The organism is Solimonas marina (genome assembly GCF_012241385.1).
Taxonomy (GTDB): domain Bacteria; phylum Pseudomonadota; class Gammaproteobacteria; order Nevskiales; family Nevskiaceae; genus Solimonas; species Solimonas marina.
In genome coordinates this window covers 45,073-62,430 of the sequence record NZ_JAAVXB010000005.1, presented here as the reverse complement: position 1 = coordinate 62,430, position 17,358 = coordinate 45,073, and the positions used below count along the sequence as shown (strand labels likewise).

Below are 17,358 nucleotides of genomic sequence, written 5' to 3'. Positions count from 1 at the left end.
GAGCGGCGCATACTGAATGAGATTCAAAAAACGATCAAGCGTCACTTCACGTCATCACGTATCGCCGTGTAACGCACGCTGCAGACGGGCCGCAAAGAAGCCGTCGGTACCGTGCCGGTCCGGCCGCAAACGCAGGCGCGAGGCGTCGCCGCCGCCTTCGAAAAACTGCGGATGGTCAGCAAGAAAGTGTTCGACGACCGCATCGTTTTCGACCGACATCAGGCTGCAGGTGGCGTAGATCAGCCGTCCGCCCGGGCGCAGCAGTGGCGCCGCCTGCGCCAGGATCTGGCCCTGCACCTGCGCCAGCGCCTCGAAATCGACGGGCCGCAAGCGCAACTCCGGATTGCGCCGCCAAGTGCCGGTCGCCGAACACGGCGCGTCGACCAGCACGGCATCGAACTGCCCGGCATGGGCCGCCAGCCAATCGGGGTCCGGCAGGCTGCAGGCCTGCACGATGTCGAGCCCGGCGCGCTGCGCGCGAGGCCCCAGCTTGGCGAGCCGCTTGGCGGCAATGTCCAGTGCCCACAGCTCACCGTCATTCGCCATCGTCGCGCCGAGCGCCAAGGTCTTGCCGCCGGCGCCGGCGCAGAAATCGGCAACCCGCTCGCCGGGCCGCGCGTCGACGAAGTGCGCCAGCATCTGGCTGCCCTCGTCCTGCGGCTCGAGCCAGCCGTCGCGATAGGCAGCCAGCGTCGGCAGCGCGACGCGGCGTGCCAGCCGCAAGCCCCACGGCGACAGCGGCGTCGGCGCGGCATCGATGCCGGCCTGCGCGAATGCGGCCAGCACCGCCTCGCGCGTCGCCTTCAGCGTATTGACGCGAACATCGACCGGCGCCTCGTGATTCAACGCCGCTGCCAACGCCACGGCATCGTCGCCGTATTGCGCCTGCCATGCCGACCAGATCGCTTCGGGCACATTGGCGTGCTCGGCCGCAGTCGGCTCGGGTGCCGCCTCGCAGGCGCGCTCGGCCGCCATCGCCAGCGGCTCATCCGCCAGTGCGGCCAAGGCATGCCGATCGAGGCGGCCGGTCCGGCGTACGTGGATCGCCAGCAACAGCGCGGCATCGTTGCCCGCCAGGCGCTGCAGGCGCATGGCATCACGCAGTGCGCCATAGACCAGCGCACTGACATTGGCGCGATCGCGGCCGCCCATTTCACGATGCTCGCGAAACCAGTGTTGCAGCACGGCGTCGGCCGGCTCGCGCGCTTCGAGCGTGCGCGCCAGCACGGCGACCGCCGCTCGCCAGTGCGGCGGCCGCAAACGCGGCAGCGGCGCACTCATCGCGACGCCTCCGGCGCGGCTGGTCGCAGCGGACACTTTTTGACCGTTCGTCGGCTCATTGACACAACCCATTGTGTTTCGATAGTCCCAGTGACACGATCAGTCGTGGCTGGCGCATCGCAAGCATGGGGCTTGCGAAACCACCACGCTTCTACGGCTTGAAAGGAGATTCCCATGGCTGCTGCCAAGAAGGCGAAGAAAGCTGCTCCGAAGAAAGCTGCAAAGAAGAAGTAGTCCAGATTCACAATTCAGGCGCGACGCCGCAAGGCGCTCGCGCCTGTCTTGTCTCCAAGACGGCGCTGACGATGGCGCCGTTTTTCGTTGGCGAACGGTCGTCGCGACAAGCAGCGGGAATGCTAGATTGATGCCCCCGCACTTTGTCGCGTTGAGGCTCCCATGCAGCGAACGGCGCTGGTCGTCGATGATTCCAAATCCGCACGCTTCGCGCTGCGTCGGCATCTCGAAGGCCGCGGCTTCAAGGTCGACACGGCCGACGGCGCCGAAGACGCGTATCGTGCGATCGACGCGCAGGCACCGGACCTCGTCTTCCTCGATCACATCATGCCCGGCATCGATGGCTTCACCGCCCTGCGCCACCTCAAGGCCGACCCGACGACGGCGACCATCCCGGTCGTGATCTGCTCGTCGAACGAAGGCGCCGCGTTCGTCGCCGAGGCGCGCGACCAAGGCGCGGCCGATGTGCTGTCGAAACCGCCGACACCGGATCAACTCGAACGCCTGCTCGCGGCGCTGGCCGTCAGCGCGCGGCAGAGCGAGATCGACGCCAGCCTCGCCGCCGCCGTCGACCCCACCGACGATGCCCTGCTGGCGGCACTCGACGAGCCCACCGCCCAGATACCGGCACCGAGCGCGGCGCCGTCGGCATCTGCCGACGAGATCGCAGCGCTACGTGCGCGGGTCGAGACCCTGGAAACCGAACTGGCGTCGTTGCGCGCGCAATTCGCGGCACAGATCGATGCGGCACAGCAAGCTACGGTGCGCCGCGTGGCCGAGACGCTGCTGCAATCGCTCAGCGCGCCGCGCTGAGCATCAGCCGGGCGGCAACGGTTTGACGGCAGCCCACAGCAACGCCGCCCACGCGACCAGGAACAATACCCCGCCAAACGGCGTGATCGCGCCCAGCATGTCGGTGTCGGTCAGCACCAACGCGTAGAGGCTGCCGGAAAACAGCGGCACGCCGATGCCCAAGCAGATCGCCGCAACATGCAGCGCGCGACGCGGCTGCCACTGCAACCACAGGCCGCAGAGCAGCAAGGCCAGGGCGTGATAGAACTGGTATTCGACGCCGGTGTGCCAGATCACCAGGCGGTCGACCGTCAGATGCTCACGCAGCGCATGCGCACCGAACGCGCCGAGCACAACACAGAGAAAGCCATAGAGCGCCCCCAGCGCCAGGCAGCGTCGCGCCGCCACCGACAGCGTCATCGCACAGTCTCCATGACGCGGAAGCGAATGCCGCGCGCCTGCAGACGCGTGATCAGCGCGTCGCCCATGGCCTGCACGGGCGTGATGCAGCCGGCGGCATGTGGCAACTTGTCGAACGCCAGACACAGCGCGGACTCGGCCAACATCTTCGCGGTTTCGGTATAGCCAGGATCGCCGCCGGTGACTTCGCAGCGCACCGCGCGACCACCGCCTTCGCCGAGGAAGGTGACCTTGAACCAGCTCTTCGCCCGCTGCTCGGCGCTTGGGCCGTCGCCGCTGCCGCGGACCCTCAGCAGCCGCTCGCGCGTGGTCTTGAACTGCGCGGCCGCGGCCACCGCAGCGACACCGGCAACCAGCTGCATCGCCGAGCGCAGTTTCTTGAACTGCACGTAATGGCCATAGCGGAAATCCGGGCCATAGCGATCGAGCGCGGCGGCACTGCGGCGCACGATCTGCGGATCGACGGTGGGCATCGGCAAGGCCCAGCTGTCGAGTTCGGAGACATAGCGGAAGCCCTGATGCATCGAGCCGATGCTGCGGTCGACCGGCCAGCCTTCGCGCTGGCGGCGCTCGCGGCGCAGCTTGGCCGACTCGCTCATGCGCGACATCGCCAGCACCGCCGAATGCAGGGTGCCGCCGGAGAAGGTGCCGCCGGCGCGCACGAAGCCGCGCACGCGCAACGGCACGTCGACGGGCAATTGCTGGACGGTGAACCAGCAGCCGAGATCGTGCGGGATGCTGTCGAACCCGCAGCAATGAACGATGCGTGCGCCGCTCTCGCGAGCCTGGTCGTGGTAGCGCAGCCACATCGCGTCGACGAATTCGGGCTCGCCCGTGAGGTCGACGTAGTCGGTACCAGCCGCCGCGCAGGCCGCCACCAGCGGCTCGCCGTGGACGACATAAGGACCGACCGTGGTGATGACGACGCGCGTGCTGCGCGCGAGGCTGGCCAACGACTCGGCGTCATCGACGTCGGCGTGCAGCAGATCGAGGGCCGCCGCTTCGGGGATCTGATCAGCGAGGCGCGCGCGCACCGCCTTGAGCTTGTCCGGCGAGCGGCCGGCCAATGCCCATTTCAGCTTCGCCCCGCCGTGACGGGCCAGATACTCGGCAGTCAACTGGCCGGTGAAGCCGGTCGCGCCGAACAGGATCAGATCGTACTTACGGCTCCGTGCCATGCTGCGCTTCTCCTCCTGTGATAGCGGATCATAGAGTCGCCGCGGCCAGCGCGGTCAAGCCTCGCGTACTTTCGGCACGCCCCTCAGGGCGATTCACGCCGGCCCCGGTCGCCGAACTCGATGTCCGTAACGCGGCCGTCCTCAAGCTCGACGATGCGCACGAGACGGTCGGGACCAAAGTCGTAAATCCAGTGTTCGCGATAGACCGCATGCCAGCCGCTGTACGCATAACGCGGATCGTAAACGCGATGCCGCGCGTCGTATGGAACCTGGATCACATCGGCGTGATGGCGGGTTGGCGGCCCACAGCTGGCAAGCAGGCGGTACTTGCTCATGCCCGGCACGATGCCGAGCTGGGCGCAATCGCCGGGGCCGTCGTCGACGAAACCGCGGCCATCGGTGTCGATCCGCTGCAACTCGCCATTGCGAAAGCGCAGCAGGCGCAGCAGCTGGCCGGAGCCGAGGTTGTAGGTCCACTCCTCGGCATAGCCGAGCATGGGGTTTCCGGCCGGCGTCCAGGCGTCGCGCAGGCTCGGCTCGCCACAGGCGTCGAGGACTTCGGACATCGTCATGCCGACGCTGACCAGACGCGATCCGCAACGCACGGTATCCAGCGCCAGGGCCGGCCGCGGCGCCAGCAGGACGCTCGAAATCAGCAGGGCGAGCAGGATCGAAAGCCGCTTCATCGTTATGCTTGCGAACCGACGCAAGTGTTGATGTGTCATTAGAACGCTTTTTCCCGGCTCGATCATGAATATCCGTCCGCTGTTCCGTCTGCTGCTCATCACCGCCTTGTTGTTCGCGTCACCGCTGGTGCGTGCCGCGGCGATGCAGACTCCGCATGTCGAAGCCGAGCTGATTGCCGAACGCGATGCGCTGGTGCCCGGCCAGACCAACTGGATCGCGCTGCGCCTGGCCCCGGAATCCGGCTGGCACGTCTACTGGCGCAATCCTGGCGATTCCGGCATCCCGACCAAGCTCGAATGGACGCTGCCGAAGGGCATCGCCGCCGGCGACATCGTCTGGCCCTACCCGCACGTCGAACGCCTCGGCGACCTGGCGAACTACGGCTACGGCAGCGAAACCCTGCACCTCGTGCCGCTGACGGTCGACACCGGCGTGCATGGCCGACAAACCCTGCACGCCAAAGCCAAATGGCTGGTCTGCAAGGACATCTGCATTCCCGGCGAAGCCGATCTGGACCTGACGCTGCCCACCGCCCAGAGCGCGAACGCCGATCCGAAGTGGACGGCGGCCTTCGCCAGGACGCGCAGCGAAGTCCCGCAGCCGGCACAGGGCTGGAGCGCGCACTTCGCGGTGGCACACGACACCGTGTCGCTGGCCGTCGACGGCAGCGCGCTGCAGGGCGCCGATCGCGTCGCGTTTTTTCCGTACGCCAACGACCTCGTCAATCACGCCGCCACACAGCGCACGGCCTTCGACGGCCAGCAGCTGCGGCTGAGCCAGGCGGCCAGCACCTATCTGGTCGACCCGCCGAAAGCAGTCGACGGCGTGCTGGTCGTCTGGCACGGCAAGACCGCGCAGGCCTATCAGTTCTCGGCGACGCCGGGCAACGTCGACCCGGTAGCCGCCTCGCACGAGAAAGCGTCGACGACGACCGAACCCAGCGTCGGCCCGGCGCCGGACGCGCCCCCCGATGCCGACGACGGTCGCGCGCCCGCCGGTCTGATGCTGGTTCTGGGCTCGGCCCTGCTCGGCGGCCTGATCCTCAATCTGATGCCTTGCGTGTTCCCGGTGCTGTCGTTGAAGGCGCTGTCACTGGCGCGCGCCGGACCGCACGGCCAGCGTGCCCAGGCCGTCGCATACAGCGTCGGCGTGATCGCGTCCTGCGTCGGCGCCGCAGTGGTGATCTTGCTGCTGCAGCGGGCCGGCAAGGCCGCCGGTTGGGGCTTCCAATTGCAGTCGCCGGTGTTCGTCGGCCTGCTCGCCTATCTGCTGTTTGCCCTGGGGCTTTCGCTGTCGGGCGTCGCCAGCTTCGGCACGCGGCTGATGAACCTCGGCCAGAGCCTGACCGAGAAACAGGGCCTGTCCGGCGCGTTCTTCACCGGCGTGCTGGCGGTCGTCGTCGCCAGCCCGTGCACGGCGCCATTCATGGGAACGGCGATCGGCTACGCGGTCACGCAACCGGCGGCGATCGCGCTGTCGGTGTTCGTCGCGCTGGGCCTGGGCCTGGCGCTGCCGTTCCTGATCATCGGCTTCGTGCCCGGCGCCGCGCGCCTGCTGCCGAAGCCCGGCGCGTGGATGGAACGCTTCAAGCAGCTGATGGCCTTCCCGCTGTATCTGTCGGTGGTCTGGCTGGTCTGGGTGGTCGCACGTCAGCTCGACAGCTCGGCCGGCGCGCAGATTCTGATCGGTCTGGTGCTGATCGCCTTCGTGCTGTGGCTGTGGTCGGCGCGTGGCGTGTTCGCGGCGCTGTGCAAGCTGGCGGCGGTGGCACTGGCGATCGCGCTGCTGGTCAAGCTGCCGTCGCCGGCCGATGTCGCCGCCGACTCGGCAACCGCGCAGGTCGACGTCGGCAGCGAACCGTGGTCGGCGGCACGCGTCGCCGAGCTGCGCGCTGAAGGCCGCACCATCTTCGTCGACTTCACCGCCGACTGGTGTCTGAGCTGCAAGGTCAACGAGCGCGTCGCGCTGCACGCAGCGTCGGTCGAAAAGGCGTTCCAGGAACAGGACGTCACCGTGCTGGTCGCCGACTGGACCCGCGCCGATCCGGCCATCACCGCCGAACTGGCGCGCTTCGGCCGCAACGGCGTGCCGCTGTATCTGGTCTACAAACGCGGCGCCGAGCCGCAGATCCTGCCGCAATTACTGACGCCGTCAATCATCGTCGATGCCGTGAAGTAGGGGCGCCGGTCCGCGCTCAGGCGCGGGCCGCGACCGCAGGCCGGCCGAGCGGCACACAGATCAAATAACCGGCCGCCGCGGCGAGCAGCGATGCGACGTACGGATACGACCAGCCGAGCACGTGCTCGCCGAGCACATAGACGCCGACGCTGAGCACCAGCGCGGCGACCGCACTGGCGACGCCGCCGAGCCGAGGCAGCCACAAGGCCGCCACCATCATCACGAAGATGCCGGACGACCCCAGCCCGGATGCCTCCTCGACCAGCTCGTACATGCTGTCGGAGCCGAGTGCGAGCGCGTAGGCGATGACGCCGAACAAGACCACAGCGACGCGGTTCCAGCGCAGCTTGGCGCGCTCGCTCATCACATGACCGGCGCGCTGCACGAGCGGCGAGACGACGTTGTGCGCGGCCAGCGAGCCGGCGACCAGCAGGCTGCCCGACAGCGTCGACAGAATCGCCGACACCAGTGCCCCGAGAAAGACGATGTACAGCGGCATCGGCAGATGCTGTTGCGCCAGCGTCGACAACAGCTGCTCCGGCTCGATGCCGGGCCCGACGCTGGCGGCCGCAGCGAGTCCGAGCAGTACCGGTACGATGCCGACCGCCAGATACAACAGCGCGCCGCCGACCGCGGCACCACGCGCGAGCTGTGGGCTGCGCGCGGCAAGTAGACGCGCGACCAGTTCCTGCGCGGCGATGGTGCCGAAGATCGGCACCGCCAGCGTTTCCAGCAGTGGTCGCGGGCCGTCCTCGAGCGGCTCGCCGAGGCCGTGCACACTGAACTGCGCGAATCCGCCGTCATGCGCGAACACCAGACCGATCGCAGCGACACCGGCGATCAAGACGATGCCCTGTACGAGATCGGTCCACGAATCGGCCCACATACCGCCGACTGCGGTGTAGACGACGACCACGACGGCGGCGATGGTGGTCGCCGCAAACACGCCGAGCGCGCCGGTCGACGCCAGCACTTCGCCGAACGCCCGCACCTGCGCCGCCGCCCACAGCAGCGAGCCGGGAATCATCACCACGGCGGCAAAGCGCTCGACGCCGCCGCCGTAGCGCTGCCGGAACAAATCGGCGAGCGTGACGAGGCCGCGGCGCCACAACGTCGCGGCAAAGAACAGGCCGGCGCAGGCCAGCCCCAGCGAATAGCCGAAAGGATCGGATGCGACTGCCAGCAGACCGCTGCGATAGGCCTCGCCGGCAGCGCCGATGCAGGTCTCGGCACCGAACCAGGTCGCAAAGACGCCGAAGGTCGCCAGCCAGGGGCCAAGCCGGCGCCCGGCGAGCAGATAATCGGATTCGCTGACGACACGACGCGAGACGAAGAACGCCACCGCCAGTTGCAGCACGATGTAGAGCAGGACCGCCAGCAGGACCACGTTCAAATGCATCCCCCCAATTTCAGTTCCCGGGCTGGCCGCAGCGGTGACCGATCCCGCCCCGGACCCGCCGACGAATTCACAACACGCGCGCGCAACACCGCACTATCCTCTGCAGCCTTTCCCGAACCGGAATCTTGCGCATGATCCGTCTCGCCATCCACGGCGGCGCCGGCGAACTCGACGACAGCGTCGACACTAGCGAACAACGTGCCGCCTTGCGCCGCATCGCCGCCGAGGGCCTGCAGATGCTGAAGGACGGCGCCAGCAGCGTCGATGCCGTCGAGCGACTGGTGCTACGCCTCGAGGAATGCCCGCTGTTCAACGCCGGCATCGGGGCGGTGCTGAACCGCGACGGCGCTCCGGAACTGGACGCGGCGATCATGGACGGCCGCGACCGTCGCTGCGGCGCGGTCGCCGGCGCGAGGCGCGCCAGGAGCCCGATCCACCTGGCACGCACGATCATGGAGCGCTCGCCGCACGTCATGTTCCAGGGCGAGGGCGCAGACGCGGCCAATGTTGAGCTGGGCCTCGACAGCGTTGATCCCGAGTATTTCATCATCGAGCTGCGCCGCCGACAGCTGCGCAAGGCGCAGCAGCACAACGTCGTGGTGCTCGATCACGACTCGGCCTTCGGCACCGTCGGCGCGGTCGCGCTCGACGCCGACGGCCACCTCGCCGCAGCGACCAGCACCGGCGGGCTGACCAACAAGCTGCCGGGCCGCGTCGGCGACACGCCGATCATCGGCGCCGGCACCTTCGCCGACGACCGCAGCGCCGCGGTGTCGTGCACCGGCACCGGCGAGGTCTTCATTCGTGTCGGCGTCGGCTTCGAGATCGACGCGCGGATGCGCTATGCCGGCAGCTCGCTGGTCGATGCCGGTGCGCGCACGCTCGACGACGTCAGCAAGCTTGGCGGCCGCGGCGGTTTCATCTCGATCGACCGGCACGGCAACATCGCGATGCCGTTCAACTCGGCGGCGATGTTCCGCGCCTGGGTGGGCGACGACGGCGAGATCGGCGTGGCGGTTGGCGCCGACTAGCGATCGCCGGCTGGGCCGCCGGATCAGCCGAGCGCGTAGCGCGGCACCGGCTCGGCGAAGCCTTTGACGGTCACCGCGTCGCGCTGCTGCAGGCGATCGGCACCGGCCAGATCGGCGGTGCGCGCGTCGACCAGGATTTCGCCGCTCCCGGCCTGCTCGCAAAGCCGCGACGCGAGATTCACCGCAGAGCCGACCGCGGTGTATTCGAGCCGCGACGCCGAGCCGATCACGCCGACCGTGACGACACCGGTCGCGACGCCGAGGCCGATCCCCAGGGGGTGCTGGACCGTGCTCCAGCGCTGCGTCAGCGTCTCACCCGCCTCGCGGATGCGCGCCGCCATCTCCAGTGCGCGCGGCGCGTGATACGCCATCGGCAGCGGCGCACCGACCAGGATCAGGATGCCGTCGCCGGCGAAGTCCTTGATCGTCGCCCCGTAGTTCGACACCACGTCGCCGACGGCGTCGTAGTACTCGCGCAAGACCTGCAGTACCTGTGCCGACGGCTGCGCCGCCGCGTACGGCGTGAACCCGCGCAAATCGCAGCAGACGATGCTGATCTCGCGCTGGCTCTCCTGCATGGCGCGCTGCAGGCCCTGCTCGGCGACCAGCTTGGCGACCTGCGGCGACAAGAAGCGCGACATGAATTGGCCGCGCTGACCCTGCAGCACGTGATAGTGCGTGGAGCCGATGAAAAAGATGATCTCGCCGAGGATCACCGAGATCGCCGCAGCCTCGACCGGCAGGATGAAGCTGGCGCTGAGAAACGGCACGGCCAGTGCCATCGCCAGCACCCGAATGGTCTCGGCACGCTCCGGGCGGCGACGCAGCAACAGCAAAATGCCGACCGTGCCGCTCAGCGTCGCGTACAGCAGCGGCAGCGCGAACAGCCAGAATCCGCCGCTGAGGAAGACCTCGGGGTTGGAGCTGGCACGCAGAAAATGCGAGATGCGGATGTCCGGCCACATCAGCGAGAACAGTCCGTACAGCAGGCCGCCGATCTGGCCGCTGCGCAACACCCGATCACCGAAACGCGGGTCGAGATCGGGGTCGACCGGCACCGTCCGCCGCACGCGGATGATCCATTCGAGCATGGTGATCGTCGCCGCGGCCTCGGGCAGCGCGAACCACGCCGTCCACCAGGGCAACTCGGGCACCGGCGAAGTCCACGCCAGGTTCAGATAGATCGACAGGCCGATGAACGCATAAGCCGCGGCCAGCGCGCGCGACGTCGGCGAGCGGCGGTCGGCCGACACGAACGCCAGGCCCATGCCCAGCGCCACCAGCGCGACGATGCTGTTGGCGATGATGTCGCCGCTCACGCCGGACGGTCCTCTTTGCCGGGCGGATGCGTGTCGGCCGCGAACAGCGCCTCCAGCTCGCCCGCCGCCTGCTGCGTGGTCTGCCGCATCTGCTGCAAATCGTCGCGCGGCACCTTGAACTGGCGCAGCAACACATCGGCGTCGTGACGGCGGAATACGTCGATGGCCTGATTGGCCGCTTCGTCGCTGTCACCAAGGCCCGCGAGGACGCGGCGCGTCATCTCCAGCGACGAGAAATAGCTGCGGCGGATCACATCCTCCGGCGCCACGCCCAGATCCATCAAGCGCAGCGCATGCTGGCGATTGGCGGCGGCGGCAAAGATGCGCAGCTGCGGAAAGTGGCGACGCACGGTCTGCGCGGTGCGCAGCGACGCCTCGACGTCGGGAATCGCCAGCACCAGCAACCTCGCCTTGTCGGCATGCGCGGCGCGCAGCAGATCGAGGCGACTCGCATCGCCATAGAAGATACGGTTGCCGAACTGGCGCACGAAATCGACGTGCTCGAAGTCCTTGTCGAGCACCGTGAAACCGATGTGCTTGACGCGCAGGATACGCGCGACGATCTGGCCGAACGGGCCGAACCCGGCGATCAGCACCTCATGCTCGCCGGTCACGATCTTGTCGTAGGGTCGCGAGCCGAAACGCTTGCGCAGCCGCGTCTGCAATGTGAACAGCGGCGGCGTCGCCATCATCGAAATCGTCACCACCAGCACCAGCAGCGCCGACAGCGACGGCTGCATGACGCCGACGGCGACGGCCGCCGAGAACAGCACGAAGGCGAACTCACCCCCCTGCGGCAGCGCCGCCGCCAGCGCCGCGCCGGTCTGGTGCCCGTAGCGTCCGATCCAGGCGGTCAGCCACAGCACCAGCGCCTTGATCGCCATCAATCCGAGGACCGCCGCAACAATCAGCAGCGGATGTGCGATCAGTAGATGCAGGTCGGCGGACATACCCACGGCAATGAAGAACAGGCCAAGCAGCAGCCCCTTGAAGGGCTCGATGTCGGCCTGCAGTTCGTGGCGAAACTCGGATTCCGACAGCAGCACGCCAGCCAGGAACGCGCCGAGCGACATGGTCAGTCCCACCGCTGCCATTGCCAGCGAGGTCCCGATGACGATCAACAGCGCCGCGGCGGTGAACAGCTCCGGGGTTTGCGCCGCAGCAACCCGTTTCATCACCGGCCGCACCGCGTAACGCCCGCCGAGCACGACCAGCAGGAACATGCCCATGGTCTTGGCCGCTTTCAGCCAGCCGCCGCCCGCGGTCGGCTCGATGCTCGCCAGCAGCGGCACCAGCGCCAGGAACGGAATGATGCTGAGATCCTGAAACAGCAGGATCGAAAAGGCGGCGCGGCCGTGTGGCGTGGTCAACTCGCGGCGCTCGCCCAGCATCTGCAGCGCCAGCGCCGTCGACGACATCGCCAGACCGAAGCCGGCGACAAACGCCGCCCGCGGCTCGACGCCGGCCAGATAGGCCGTGAGCGCCAGTAGCGCCGTGCTGACAAAGACCTGCGCGGCACCGAGGCCGAATACCGACTTGCGCATCGCCCATAGGCGGCTCGGCTGCAGCTCGAGGCCGATGATGAAGAGCAGCAGGATCACGCCGTATTCGGCGAAGTGCAGCACCTGCTCCGGCTCGCCAATGGCGCCGATCCCGGACGGGCCGATGACCACGCCGGCGGCCAGATAGCCGAGCACCGCACCCAGCCCAAGGCGGCGAAACAGCGGCACGAAGAGCACGGCGGCCGCCAGAAACAGGGCGATGTCCGCGAGCATCAGCGCCCTTTCTCGCAAAAATTATTTATTTTCAAGTGTTTCTTAAAACTATCCAGTATTCGCCTTACAAGACTTTTGCTTGCGCCTGCCGCTTCAATGTTTTTTAATGTACACAGATATTCAGAACTCCGCCGATTGCTCACAGCGTGGACGAACAGACAAAGTCCGAGCGCATCTTAGCCCTCGCGCAGCAGATGGGCGTGCTGCGGCCCAAGGATTTGGCGCCATTCGACATCCAGGCCGAGTATCTGCGGCGGCTTTGCGATCGCGGCCAACTCAAGAAGTTGGGGCGTGGCAGCTATGTTCCGGCGACGCGCCGGGTCTCGTTCCCGCTGAGCTTGGCATTGGTTGCACGCGCCGTGCCGCATGGCGTGATCTGTCTTAATTCGGCACTGGCTTTCCACCGCCTCGGGGAGCCCAATGCACGCGAGATCGCAGTGGCGATCGAACGCCGCGCCGCGCGACCGCGGCTCGACTTCCCGGCCCTGCGCATCGCCCGCCTCGGCGGCGCATCCTTCACTGAAGGCGTCGAAGAACACGTCATCGAGCATGTCACGGTGCGCATCTACCGTCTCGAAAAAACCCTGGCCGACCTGTTCAAGTTCCGCAACAAGATCGGGCCGCATATCGCCGTCGATGCCTTGCGTGCCGCGATGCAGGCCGGTCGCGTCGATCTCGATGCGGTCCGCCACTATGCACAGCTCGGCCGCGTCGAGCGTGTGATGAAGCCGTACGTCGACGCCCTCGCCGCCCCTTACTGAAAACCACCTGCCGAGCCCTCATGAACCGGCCCGTACTCGATGCCAGCCTGCTGCTCGCGCTCGCCGCCAGCTTGCCCGCCTATGCCAACGACACCGTGACGCCAAACGCCGCCGACAATCCGGCGGCGAGCATCGCCCCGACCCCCAAGCTGCCGGACGTCGTCGCGCCTGCCCCCTCAGTGCCGGCGCCCGATACGCAACCGACCATCCGCGGCGGCAGCCAGGATCCGGTGGTCGGTCCAGCGACGCCGACCGTGTCGACACAAGCGATCCTGTCGCCGAAGCTGCTGTTCGGCAACCTGCAGCGCGAGTCCGACGAGTTTTCGCTGGTCAACGACAAGAGCCGGATTTCGTTTCACAAGCCGATGTACGTAATGCCGGCGACTTACAGCAACCGCTACGACGGCAGCGAAAGCGAATTCGTCTTTCAGATCAGCTTCAAGCTGCACCTGCTGTCGAACTTCTACTTCGCTTACACGCAGCGCTCGTTCTGGCAGATCTACAACGAGGATGAGTCGCGGCCGTTCCGCGCCACCGACTACAACCCCGAACTGTTCTACCGCTGGAAGCCGGCGTTCGACTTCTGCCCGCGCTGTGGCTTCGACGTCGGCATCGAGCATCAGTCGAATGGCCGCGACGTGCCGCAATCGCGCTCGTGGAACCGCCTCGACTTCGCGGCGTATCACGAGTGGAACCGCACCCTCGTCTACCTCAAGACCTGGTACCGCATTCCGGAGAAATCCAAGAAGAGCCCGGATGATCCCAAGGGCGACGACAATCCGGACATCGCCCACTACTACGGCTATGGCGAACTGCGTGTACAGCAGGAGCTGTTCGACCAGCATCACGCGTCACTGATGCTGCGCGGCAACCCGTCGACCGGCAAGGGCGCGATCGAATTCAACTACAGCGTACCGTTCGGCGACTACCTGTACTGGAACGTCTACGTCTTCAACGGCTACGGCGACAGCCTGATCGACTATAACCACAGCGTCACGCGCGTTGGCATCGGCATCATGCTGGCGCGCTGAGCGCACCCCAGCACAACGAAAAACGGGCGCCGAAGCGCCCGTTTTTCGTTCACCGCCAGATAGCGGTGATTATTCGCCAGCCGCTTCGACCGCCGCCGGACGGTCAACCAGCTCGACATACGCCATCGGCGCGTCGTCGCCAGCGCGGAAGCCGCACTTCAGGATGCGCAGGTAGCCGCCCGGACGCGCCTTGTAGCGCGGACCGATTTCGTTGAACAGCTTCTGCACGGCATCGCGGTTGCGCAGACGCGCGAACGCGATACGACGGTTGTGCACCGAGTCTTCCTTGGCGCGCGTGATCAGCGGCTCGGCCAGACGGCGCAGTTCCTTCGCCTTCGGCAGCGTGGTCTTGATCATCTCGTGCTCGAAGAGCGCGATAGCGATCGACTGCATCGTCGCCTTGCGGTGGCTGCTGGTACGGCCGAACGAGCGGCCCGACATCTTATGACGCATGACTTATTTCCCGTAAATTCTGATGCGAGCGCCGTTTACGCGGGCACCTTCGGCGACGACCAGTTCTCGAGCTTCATGCCGAGATCCAGTTCATGCGAACGCAGGGCTTCCTTGATTTCGTTCAGCGACTTCTTGCCGAGGTTCGGCGTCTTCATCAGCTCCATCTCGGTGCGCTGCACCAGATCGCCGATGTAGTAGATGTTTTCGGCCTTCAGGCAGTTGGCCGAACGCACCGTCAGCTCGAGATCGTCGATCGGACGGAACAGAATCGGCGACAGCTCCTTCTTGCCCGGTGCCGCAGCAGCCTGCGCCGCTTCGGCTTCGAGGTCGACGAACACCGACAGCTGGTCACGCAGGATGCGCGCGGCCAGACGCACGGCTTCGGCCGGGTCGATGCCACCGTTGGTGTCGACATCGAGGATCAGCTTGTCGAGGTCGGTACGCTGCGCAACGCGAGCACGCTCCACGGCGTAGCTGACGCGACGCACCGGGCTGTAGCTGGCATCCAGCTTCAGCACGCCGACGCCACGCACGTCTTCCTCACGCACGGCGCTGGCGGCCGGCACGTAGCCGCGGCCACGCGTGACCTTCAGCGTGACGTTGAGCTTGCCGCCCGTCAGGTTGGCGAGCACCAGTTCCGGGTTGACGATCTCGACGTCGTGGTCGAGCTTGATGTCACCGGCGGTGACCGGGCCCGTACCCGACTTCTCGAGACGCAGCGTCGCTTCCTCACGCGAATGCATGCGGATCGCGATGTTCTTGATGTTCAGCAGGATATCGAGGACGTCTTCCTGGACGCCTTCGACCGCGCTGTACTCGTGCACCACGCCGTCGATCTGCACTTCGGTGATCGCGGCGCCCGGGATCGACGACAGCAGGATGCGGCGCAGGGCGTTGCCCAGCGTGTGTCCGAAACCACGCTCCATCGGCTCCAGCGCGACGCGAGCATGGCTCGGCGAAACGACTTCGACTTCGATCTGGCGCGGCTTGAGCAGGTCGGCGACAACGTTCTGCATGATGTACCTCTATTCGTGAAACGGGACGGCGGGCGAGGACTCGAAAGCGGATTACTTCGAGTACAACTCGACGACCAACGCCTCGTTGATGTCCGGCAGGATCTGATCGCGCGTCGGGACCGCCTTGAAGGTGCCCTTCAGGCCCTTCTCATCGACCTCGACCCAATCGGCCAGACCGGCCTGGGTGGCAATCGACAGCGCTTCGACGATGCGCGACTGACTGCGCGAAGCCTCGCGGATCTCGACCACATCGCCCGACTGCACCTGGTACGACGGGATGTTGACGAGCTTGCCGTTGACGACAATCGACTTGTGCGAGACCAGCTGACGAGCTTCGGCGCGGGTGCGCGAGAAGCCCATGCGGTAGACGACGTTGTCGAGGCGTGTTTCGAGCAGCTGCAGCAGCAGCACGCCCGTCGAGCCCTTCTTCGACGACGCCTTCTTGTAGTAATTCAGGAACTGGCGCTCGAGAACGCCATACATCTGCTTGAGCTTCTGCTTTTCACGCAGCTGCAGCGCGTAGTCCGACAGACGCGTCTTCGCGGCACCATGCTGACCCGGACGGGTCTCCATGTTGCACTTGCTGTCGATCGAGCGAGCACGCGACTTCAGCAGCAGGTCGGTGCCGGCGCGGCGGGAAAGCTTGCACTTCGGGCCAATGTAACGAGCCATGGATATCTCTCCTTACACGCGGCGGCGCTTGGCGGGACGGCAGCCGTTATGCGGAATCGGCGTTACGTCCGTGATGTTGGTGACCTTGAAGCCGGCGGCATTGAGCGCACGAACAGCCGACTCACGGCCCGGACCCGGGCCCTTGACGCGGACTTCAATGTTCTTGACGCCGTGCTCGGCGGCGATCTGACCGGCCTTGTCGGCCGCGACCTGCGCCGCGAACGGGGTCGACTTGCGCGAGCCCTTGAAGCCCGCCGCACCGGCCGTGCTCCACGACAACGCGTTGCCCTGGCGATCGGTGATCAGGATGATCGTATTGTTGAAGGAGGCATGAATATGCGCCACCGCATCGGTGACGTTCTTCTTGACCTTCTTGCGCTTGGCCGCGCTGGCGGCAGACGGGTTAGCCATGTGCTGAGTCCGGCTCTATAAATTATTTCTTGTTCGTCGCGACGGTGCCGCGGCGAGGACCTTTGCGCGTACGCGCATTCGTACGGGTGCGCTGACCACGCAGCGGCAGACCGCGGCGGTGACGCAGACCACGATAGGCACCGAGGTCGATCAGACGCTTGATGCTCATCGACACTTCACGACGCAGGTCGCCTTCGACGATCAGCTTGCCGATCTCGGCGCGCAGCAGCTCCAGCTCACCTTCAGTCAGGGAGCGGATCTGCACGGTCGGATCGATGCCGGTCGCCGCGCAAATCTGCTGCGCGCGGGTCTTGCCGATGCCATAGATCGCCCGCAGAGCGATCACCGTGTGCTTCCGATCCGGGATGTTGACGCCCGCGATACGTGCCATGTTCTATCTCGATTGATGCCTAACGCGCGAAAAGCCGCGCATTATAGGGATAACAGGTGCTTTGTTCAATCCTTAACCATAACTGCGGCGGTACCGTCCCTGGCGCTACAGCCGGAGACTTCGGATCGCCCTGCCGCGCCATCCGTGGCGCGGCGTGAATCGGCACGCGATGCCCACCGGGCACCGCTAGCGCACCGACTCACCCCTGCCGCTGCTTGTGGCGGGGATCGGTGCAGAGGATGCGAACGACGCCATTGCGACGGACGACCTTGCAATTCCGGCAGATTTTCTTGACCGATGCGCGGACTTTCATGACTAACCTCAGGACT

The 17,358-nt window shown here is 66.5% G+C and carries 18 protein-coding genes; 5 read left to right on the top strand and 13 right to left on the bottom strand.

Annotated elements, in window-relative coordinates:
• Positions 1-54: 54 nt before the first annotated feature.
• Positions 55-1,281 carry an RsmB/NOP family class I SAM-dependent RNA methyltransferase gene (locus G7Y82_RS10635; protein WP_168148037.1) on the bottom strand — a complete coding sequence of 409 codons (1,227 nt, stop codon included), beginning with the start codon at positions 1,279-1,281 and terminating at the stop codon, positions 55-57.
• Between the two features lie 396 nt (positions 1,282-1,677).
• On the opposite strand from G7Y82_RS10635, the gene G7Y82_RS10630 reads away from it, so the two are divergent.
• Positions 1,678-2,328 carry a response regulator gene (locus G7Y82_RS10630; protein ID WP_168148036.1) on the top strand — a complete coding sequence of 217 codons (651 nt, stop codon included), beginning with the start codon at positions 1,678-1,680 and terminating at the stop codon, positions 2,326-2,328.
• Between the two features lie 3 nt (positions 2,329-2,331).
• On the opposite strand, the gene G7Y82_RS10625 is transcribed toward G7Y82_RS10630, so the two are convergent.
• The 3 genes from G7Y82_RS10625 to G7Y82_RS10615 form a co-directional block, all read right to left on the bottom strand.
• Positions 2,332-2,727: a DUF423 domain-containing protein gene (locus tag G7Y82_RS10625; protein ID WP_168148035.1), complete on the bottom strand. Its 396-nt coding sequence runs from the start codon at positions 2,725-2,727 to the stop codon at positions 2,332-2,334.
• Positions 2,724-3,905, bottom strand: coding sequence for a saccharopine dehydrogenase family protein (locus tag G7Y82_RS10620; RefSeq protein WP_168148034.1), 1,182 nt, complete (start codon positions 3,903-3,905; stop codon positions 2,724-2,726). The genes G7Y82_RS10625 and G7Y82_RS10620 overlap by 4 nt, the downstream gene beginning before the upstream one ends.
• A gap of 83 nt (positions 3,906-3,988) precedes the next feature.
• On the bottom strand, positions 3,989-4,591 hold the full coding sequence (locus G7Y82_RS10615) for a DUF2845 domain-containing protein (protein ID WP_168148033.1): 603 nt from the start codon (positions 4,589-4,591) through the stop codon (positions 3,989-3,991).
• Positions 4,592-4,655: 64 nt separating this feature from the next.
• Here G7Y82_RS10615 and G7Y82_RS10610 point away from each other — a divergent pair, with 64 nt between their 5' ends.
• A complete protein-coding gene (locus G7Y82_RS10610; RefSeq protein ID WP_168148032.1) occupies positions 4,656-6,770 on the top strand; it encodes a protein-disulfide reductase DsbD family protein in 2,115 nt (704 codons plus the stop codon).
• 16 nt (positions 6,771-6,786) lie between these two features.
• Here G7Y82_RS10610 and G7Y82_RS10605 read toward each other — a convergent pair whose 3' ends face one another.
• Positions 6,787-8,169 carry a high affinity choline transporter 1 gene (locus tag G7Y82_RS10605; protein WP_240954235.1) on the bottom strand — a complete coding sequence of 461 codons (1,383 nt, stop codon included), beginning with the start codon at positions 8,167-8,169 and terminating at the stop codon, positions 6,787-6,789.
• A 131-nt stretch (positions 8,170-8,300) separates the two neighbouring features.
• Between G7Y82_RS10605 and G7Y82_RS10600 the strand changes: the two genes are divergently transcribed.
• Positions 8,301-9,200, top strand: a complete 900-nt coding sequence (locus G7Y82_RS10600) for an isoaspartyl peptidase/L-asparaginase family protein (protein WP_168148031.1) — start codon at positions 8,301-8,303, stop codon at positions 9,198-9,200.
• 23 nt (positions 9,201-9,223) lie between these two features.
• Here the strand turns inward: G7Y82_RS10600 and G7Y82_RS10595 are convergent, their stop codons facing one another.
• Together G7Y82_RS10595 and G7Y82_RS10590 are read right to left on the bottom strand one after the other, a co-directional pair.
• Positions 9,224-10,519 carry an adenylate/guanylate cyclase domain-containing protein gene (locus G7Y82_RS10595; protein WP_168148030.1) on the bottom strand — a complete coding sequence of 432 codons (1,296 nt, stop codon included), beginning with the start codon at positions 10,517-10,519 and terminating at the stop codon, positions 9,224-9,226.
• On the bottom strand, positions 10,516-12,294 hold the full coding sequence (locus G7Y82_RS10590; protein WP_168148029.1) for a monovalent cation:proton antiporter-2 (CPA2) family protein: 1,779 nt from the start codon (positions 12,292-12,294) through the stop codon (positions 10,516-10,518). Before G7Y82_RS10590 ends, G7Y82_RS10595 begins: the two co-directional genes overlap by 4 nt.
• A gap of 146 nt (positions 12,295-12,440) precedes the next feature.
• Here G7Y82_RS10590 and G7Y82_RS10585 point away from each other — a divergent pair, with 146 nt between their 5' ends.
• Together G7Y82_RS10585 and G7Y82_RS10580 are read left to right on the top strand one after the other, a co-directional pair.
• Positions 12,441-13,055, top strand: coding sequence for a type IV toxin-antitoxin system AbiEi family antitoxin domain-containing protein (locus G7Y82_RS10585; protein ID WP_168148028.1), 615 nt, complete (start codon positions 12,441-12,443; stop codon positions 13,053-13,055).
• Between the two features lie 20 nt (positions 13,056-13,075).
• A complete protein-coding gene (locus tag G7Y82_RS10580) occupies positions 13,076-14,086 on the top strand; it encodes a phospholipase A (protein ID WP_168148027.1) in 1,011 nt (336 codons plus the stop codon).
• Between the two features lie 69 nt (positions 14,087-14,155).
• Here the strand turns inward: G7Y82_RS10580 and rplQ are convergent, their stop codons facing one another.
• The 6 genes from rplQ to rpmJ form a co-directional block, all read right to left on the bottom strand.
• Positions 14,156-14,539: a 50S ribosomal protein L17 gene (rplQ, locus tag G7Y82_RS10575; RefSeq protein ID WP_168148026.1), complete on the bottom strand. Its 384-nt coding sequence runs from the start codon at positions 14,537-14,539 to the stop codon at positions 14,156-14,158.
• Between the two features lie 35 nt (positions 14,540-14,574).
• On the bottom strand, positions 14,575-15,555 hold the full coding sequence (locus tag G7Y82_RS10570) for a DNA-directed RNA polymerase subunit alpha (RefSeq protein ID WP_168148025.1): 981 nt from the start codon (positions 15,553-15,555) through the stop codon (positions 14,575-14,577).
• Between the two features lie 51 nt (positions 15,556-15,606).
• Entirely contained in the window at positions 15,607-16,227 is a 621-nt protein-coding gene (gene rpsD, locus G7Y82_RS10565) for a 30S ribosomal protein S4 (protein WP_168148024.1), read from the bottom strand.
• Between the two features lie 12 nt (positions 16,228-16,239).
• Positions 16,240-16,638 (bottom strand): 30S ribosomal protein S11, encoded by a 399-nt coding sequence (gene rpsK, locus G7Y82_RS10560; protein ID WP_168148023.1) that lies wholly within the window; start codon positions 16,636-16,638, stop codon positions 16,240-16,242.
• A gap of 22 nt (positions 16,639-16,660) precedes the next feature.
• On the bottom strand, positions 16,661-17,029 hold the full coding sequence (rpsM, locus tag G7Y82_RS10555; protein ID WP_168148022.1) for a 30S ribosomal protein S13: 369 nt from the start codon (positions 17,027-17,029) through the stop codon (positions 16,661-16,663).
• A 199-nt stretch (positions 17,030-17,228) separates the two neighbouring features.
• Entirely contained in the window at positions 17,229-17,342 is a 114-nt protein-coding gene (rpmJ, locus tag G7Y82_RS10550; protein WP_020651319.1) for a 50S ribosomal protein L36, read from the bottom strand.
• Positions 17,343-17,358 lie beyond the last annotated feature (16 nt).

Coding starts and splice junctions, on each gene's coding strand:
- G7Y82_RS10635 (WP_168148037.1), bottom strand. CDS start 1,281: ATGAGTGCGCCGCTGCCGCGTTTGCGGCCGCCGCACTGGCGAGCGGCG.
- G7Y82_RS10630 (WP_168148036.1), top strand. CDS start 1,678: ATGCAGCGAACGGCGCTGGTCGTCGATGATTCCAAATCCGCACGCTTC.
- G7Y82_RS10625 (WP_168148035.1), bottom strand. CDS start 2,727: ATGACGCTGTCGGTGGCGGCGCGACGCTGCCTGGCGCTGGGGGCGCTC.
- G7Y82_RS10620 (WP_168148034.1), bottom strand. CDS start 3,905: ATGGCACGGAGCCGTAAGTACGATCTGATCCTGTTCGGCGCGACCGGC.
- G7Y82_RS10615 (WP_168148033.1), bottom strand. CDS start 4,591: ATGAAGCGGCTTTCGATCCTGCTCGCCCTGCTGATTTCGAGCGTCCTG.
- G7Y82_RS10610 (WP_168148032.1), top strand. CDS start 4,656: ATGAATATCCGTCCGCTGTTCCGTCTGCTGCTCATCACCGCCTTGTTG.
- G7Y82_RS10605 (WP_240954235.1), bottom strand. CDS start 8,169: ATGCATTTGAACGTGGTCCTGCTGGCGGTCCTGCTCTACATCGTGCTG.
- G7Y82_RS10600 (WP_168148031.1), top strand. CDS start 8,301: ATGATCCGTCTCGCCATCCACGGCGGCGCCGGCGAACTCGACGACAGC.
- G7Y82_RS10590 (WP_168148029.1), bottom strand. CDS start 12,294: ATGCTCGCGGACATCGCCCTGTTTCTGGCGGCCGCCGTGCTCTTCGTG.
- G7Y82_RS10580 (WP_168148027.1), top strand. CDS start 13,076: ATGAACCGGCCCGTACTCGATGCCAGCCTGCTGCTCGCGCTCGCCGCC.
- rplQ (WP_168148026.1), bottom strand. CDS start 14,539: ATGCGTCATAAGATGTCGGGCCGCTCGTTCGGCCGTACCAGCAGCCAC.
- G7Y82_RS10570 (WP_168148025.1), bottom strand. CDS start 15,555: ATGCAGAACGTTGTCGCCGACCTGCTCAAGCCGCGCCAGATCGAAGTC.
- rpsD (WP_168148024.1), bottom strand. CDS start 16,227: ATGGCTCGTTACATTGGCCCGAAGTGCAAGCTTTCCCGCCGCGCCGGC.
- rpsK (WP_168148023.1), bottom strand. CDS start 16,638: ATGGCTAACCCGTCTGCCGCCAGCGCGGCCAAGCGCAAGAAGGTCAAG.
- rpsM (WP_168148022.1), bottom strand. CDS start 17,029: ATGGCACGTATCGCGGGCGTCAACATCCCGGATCGGAAGCACACGGTG.
- rpmJ (WP_020651319.1), bottom strand. CDS start 17,342: ATGAAAGTCCGCGCATCGGTCAAGAAAATCTGCCGGAATTGCAAGGTC.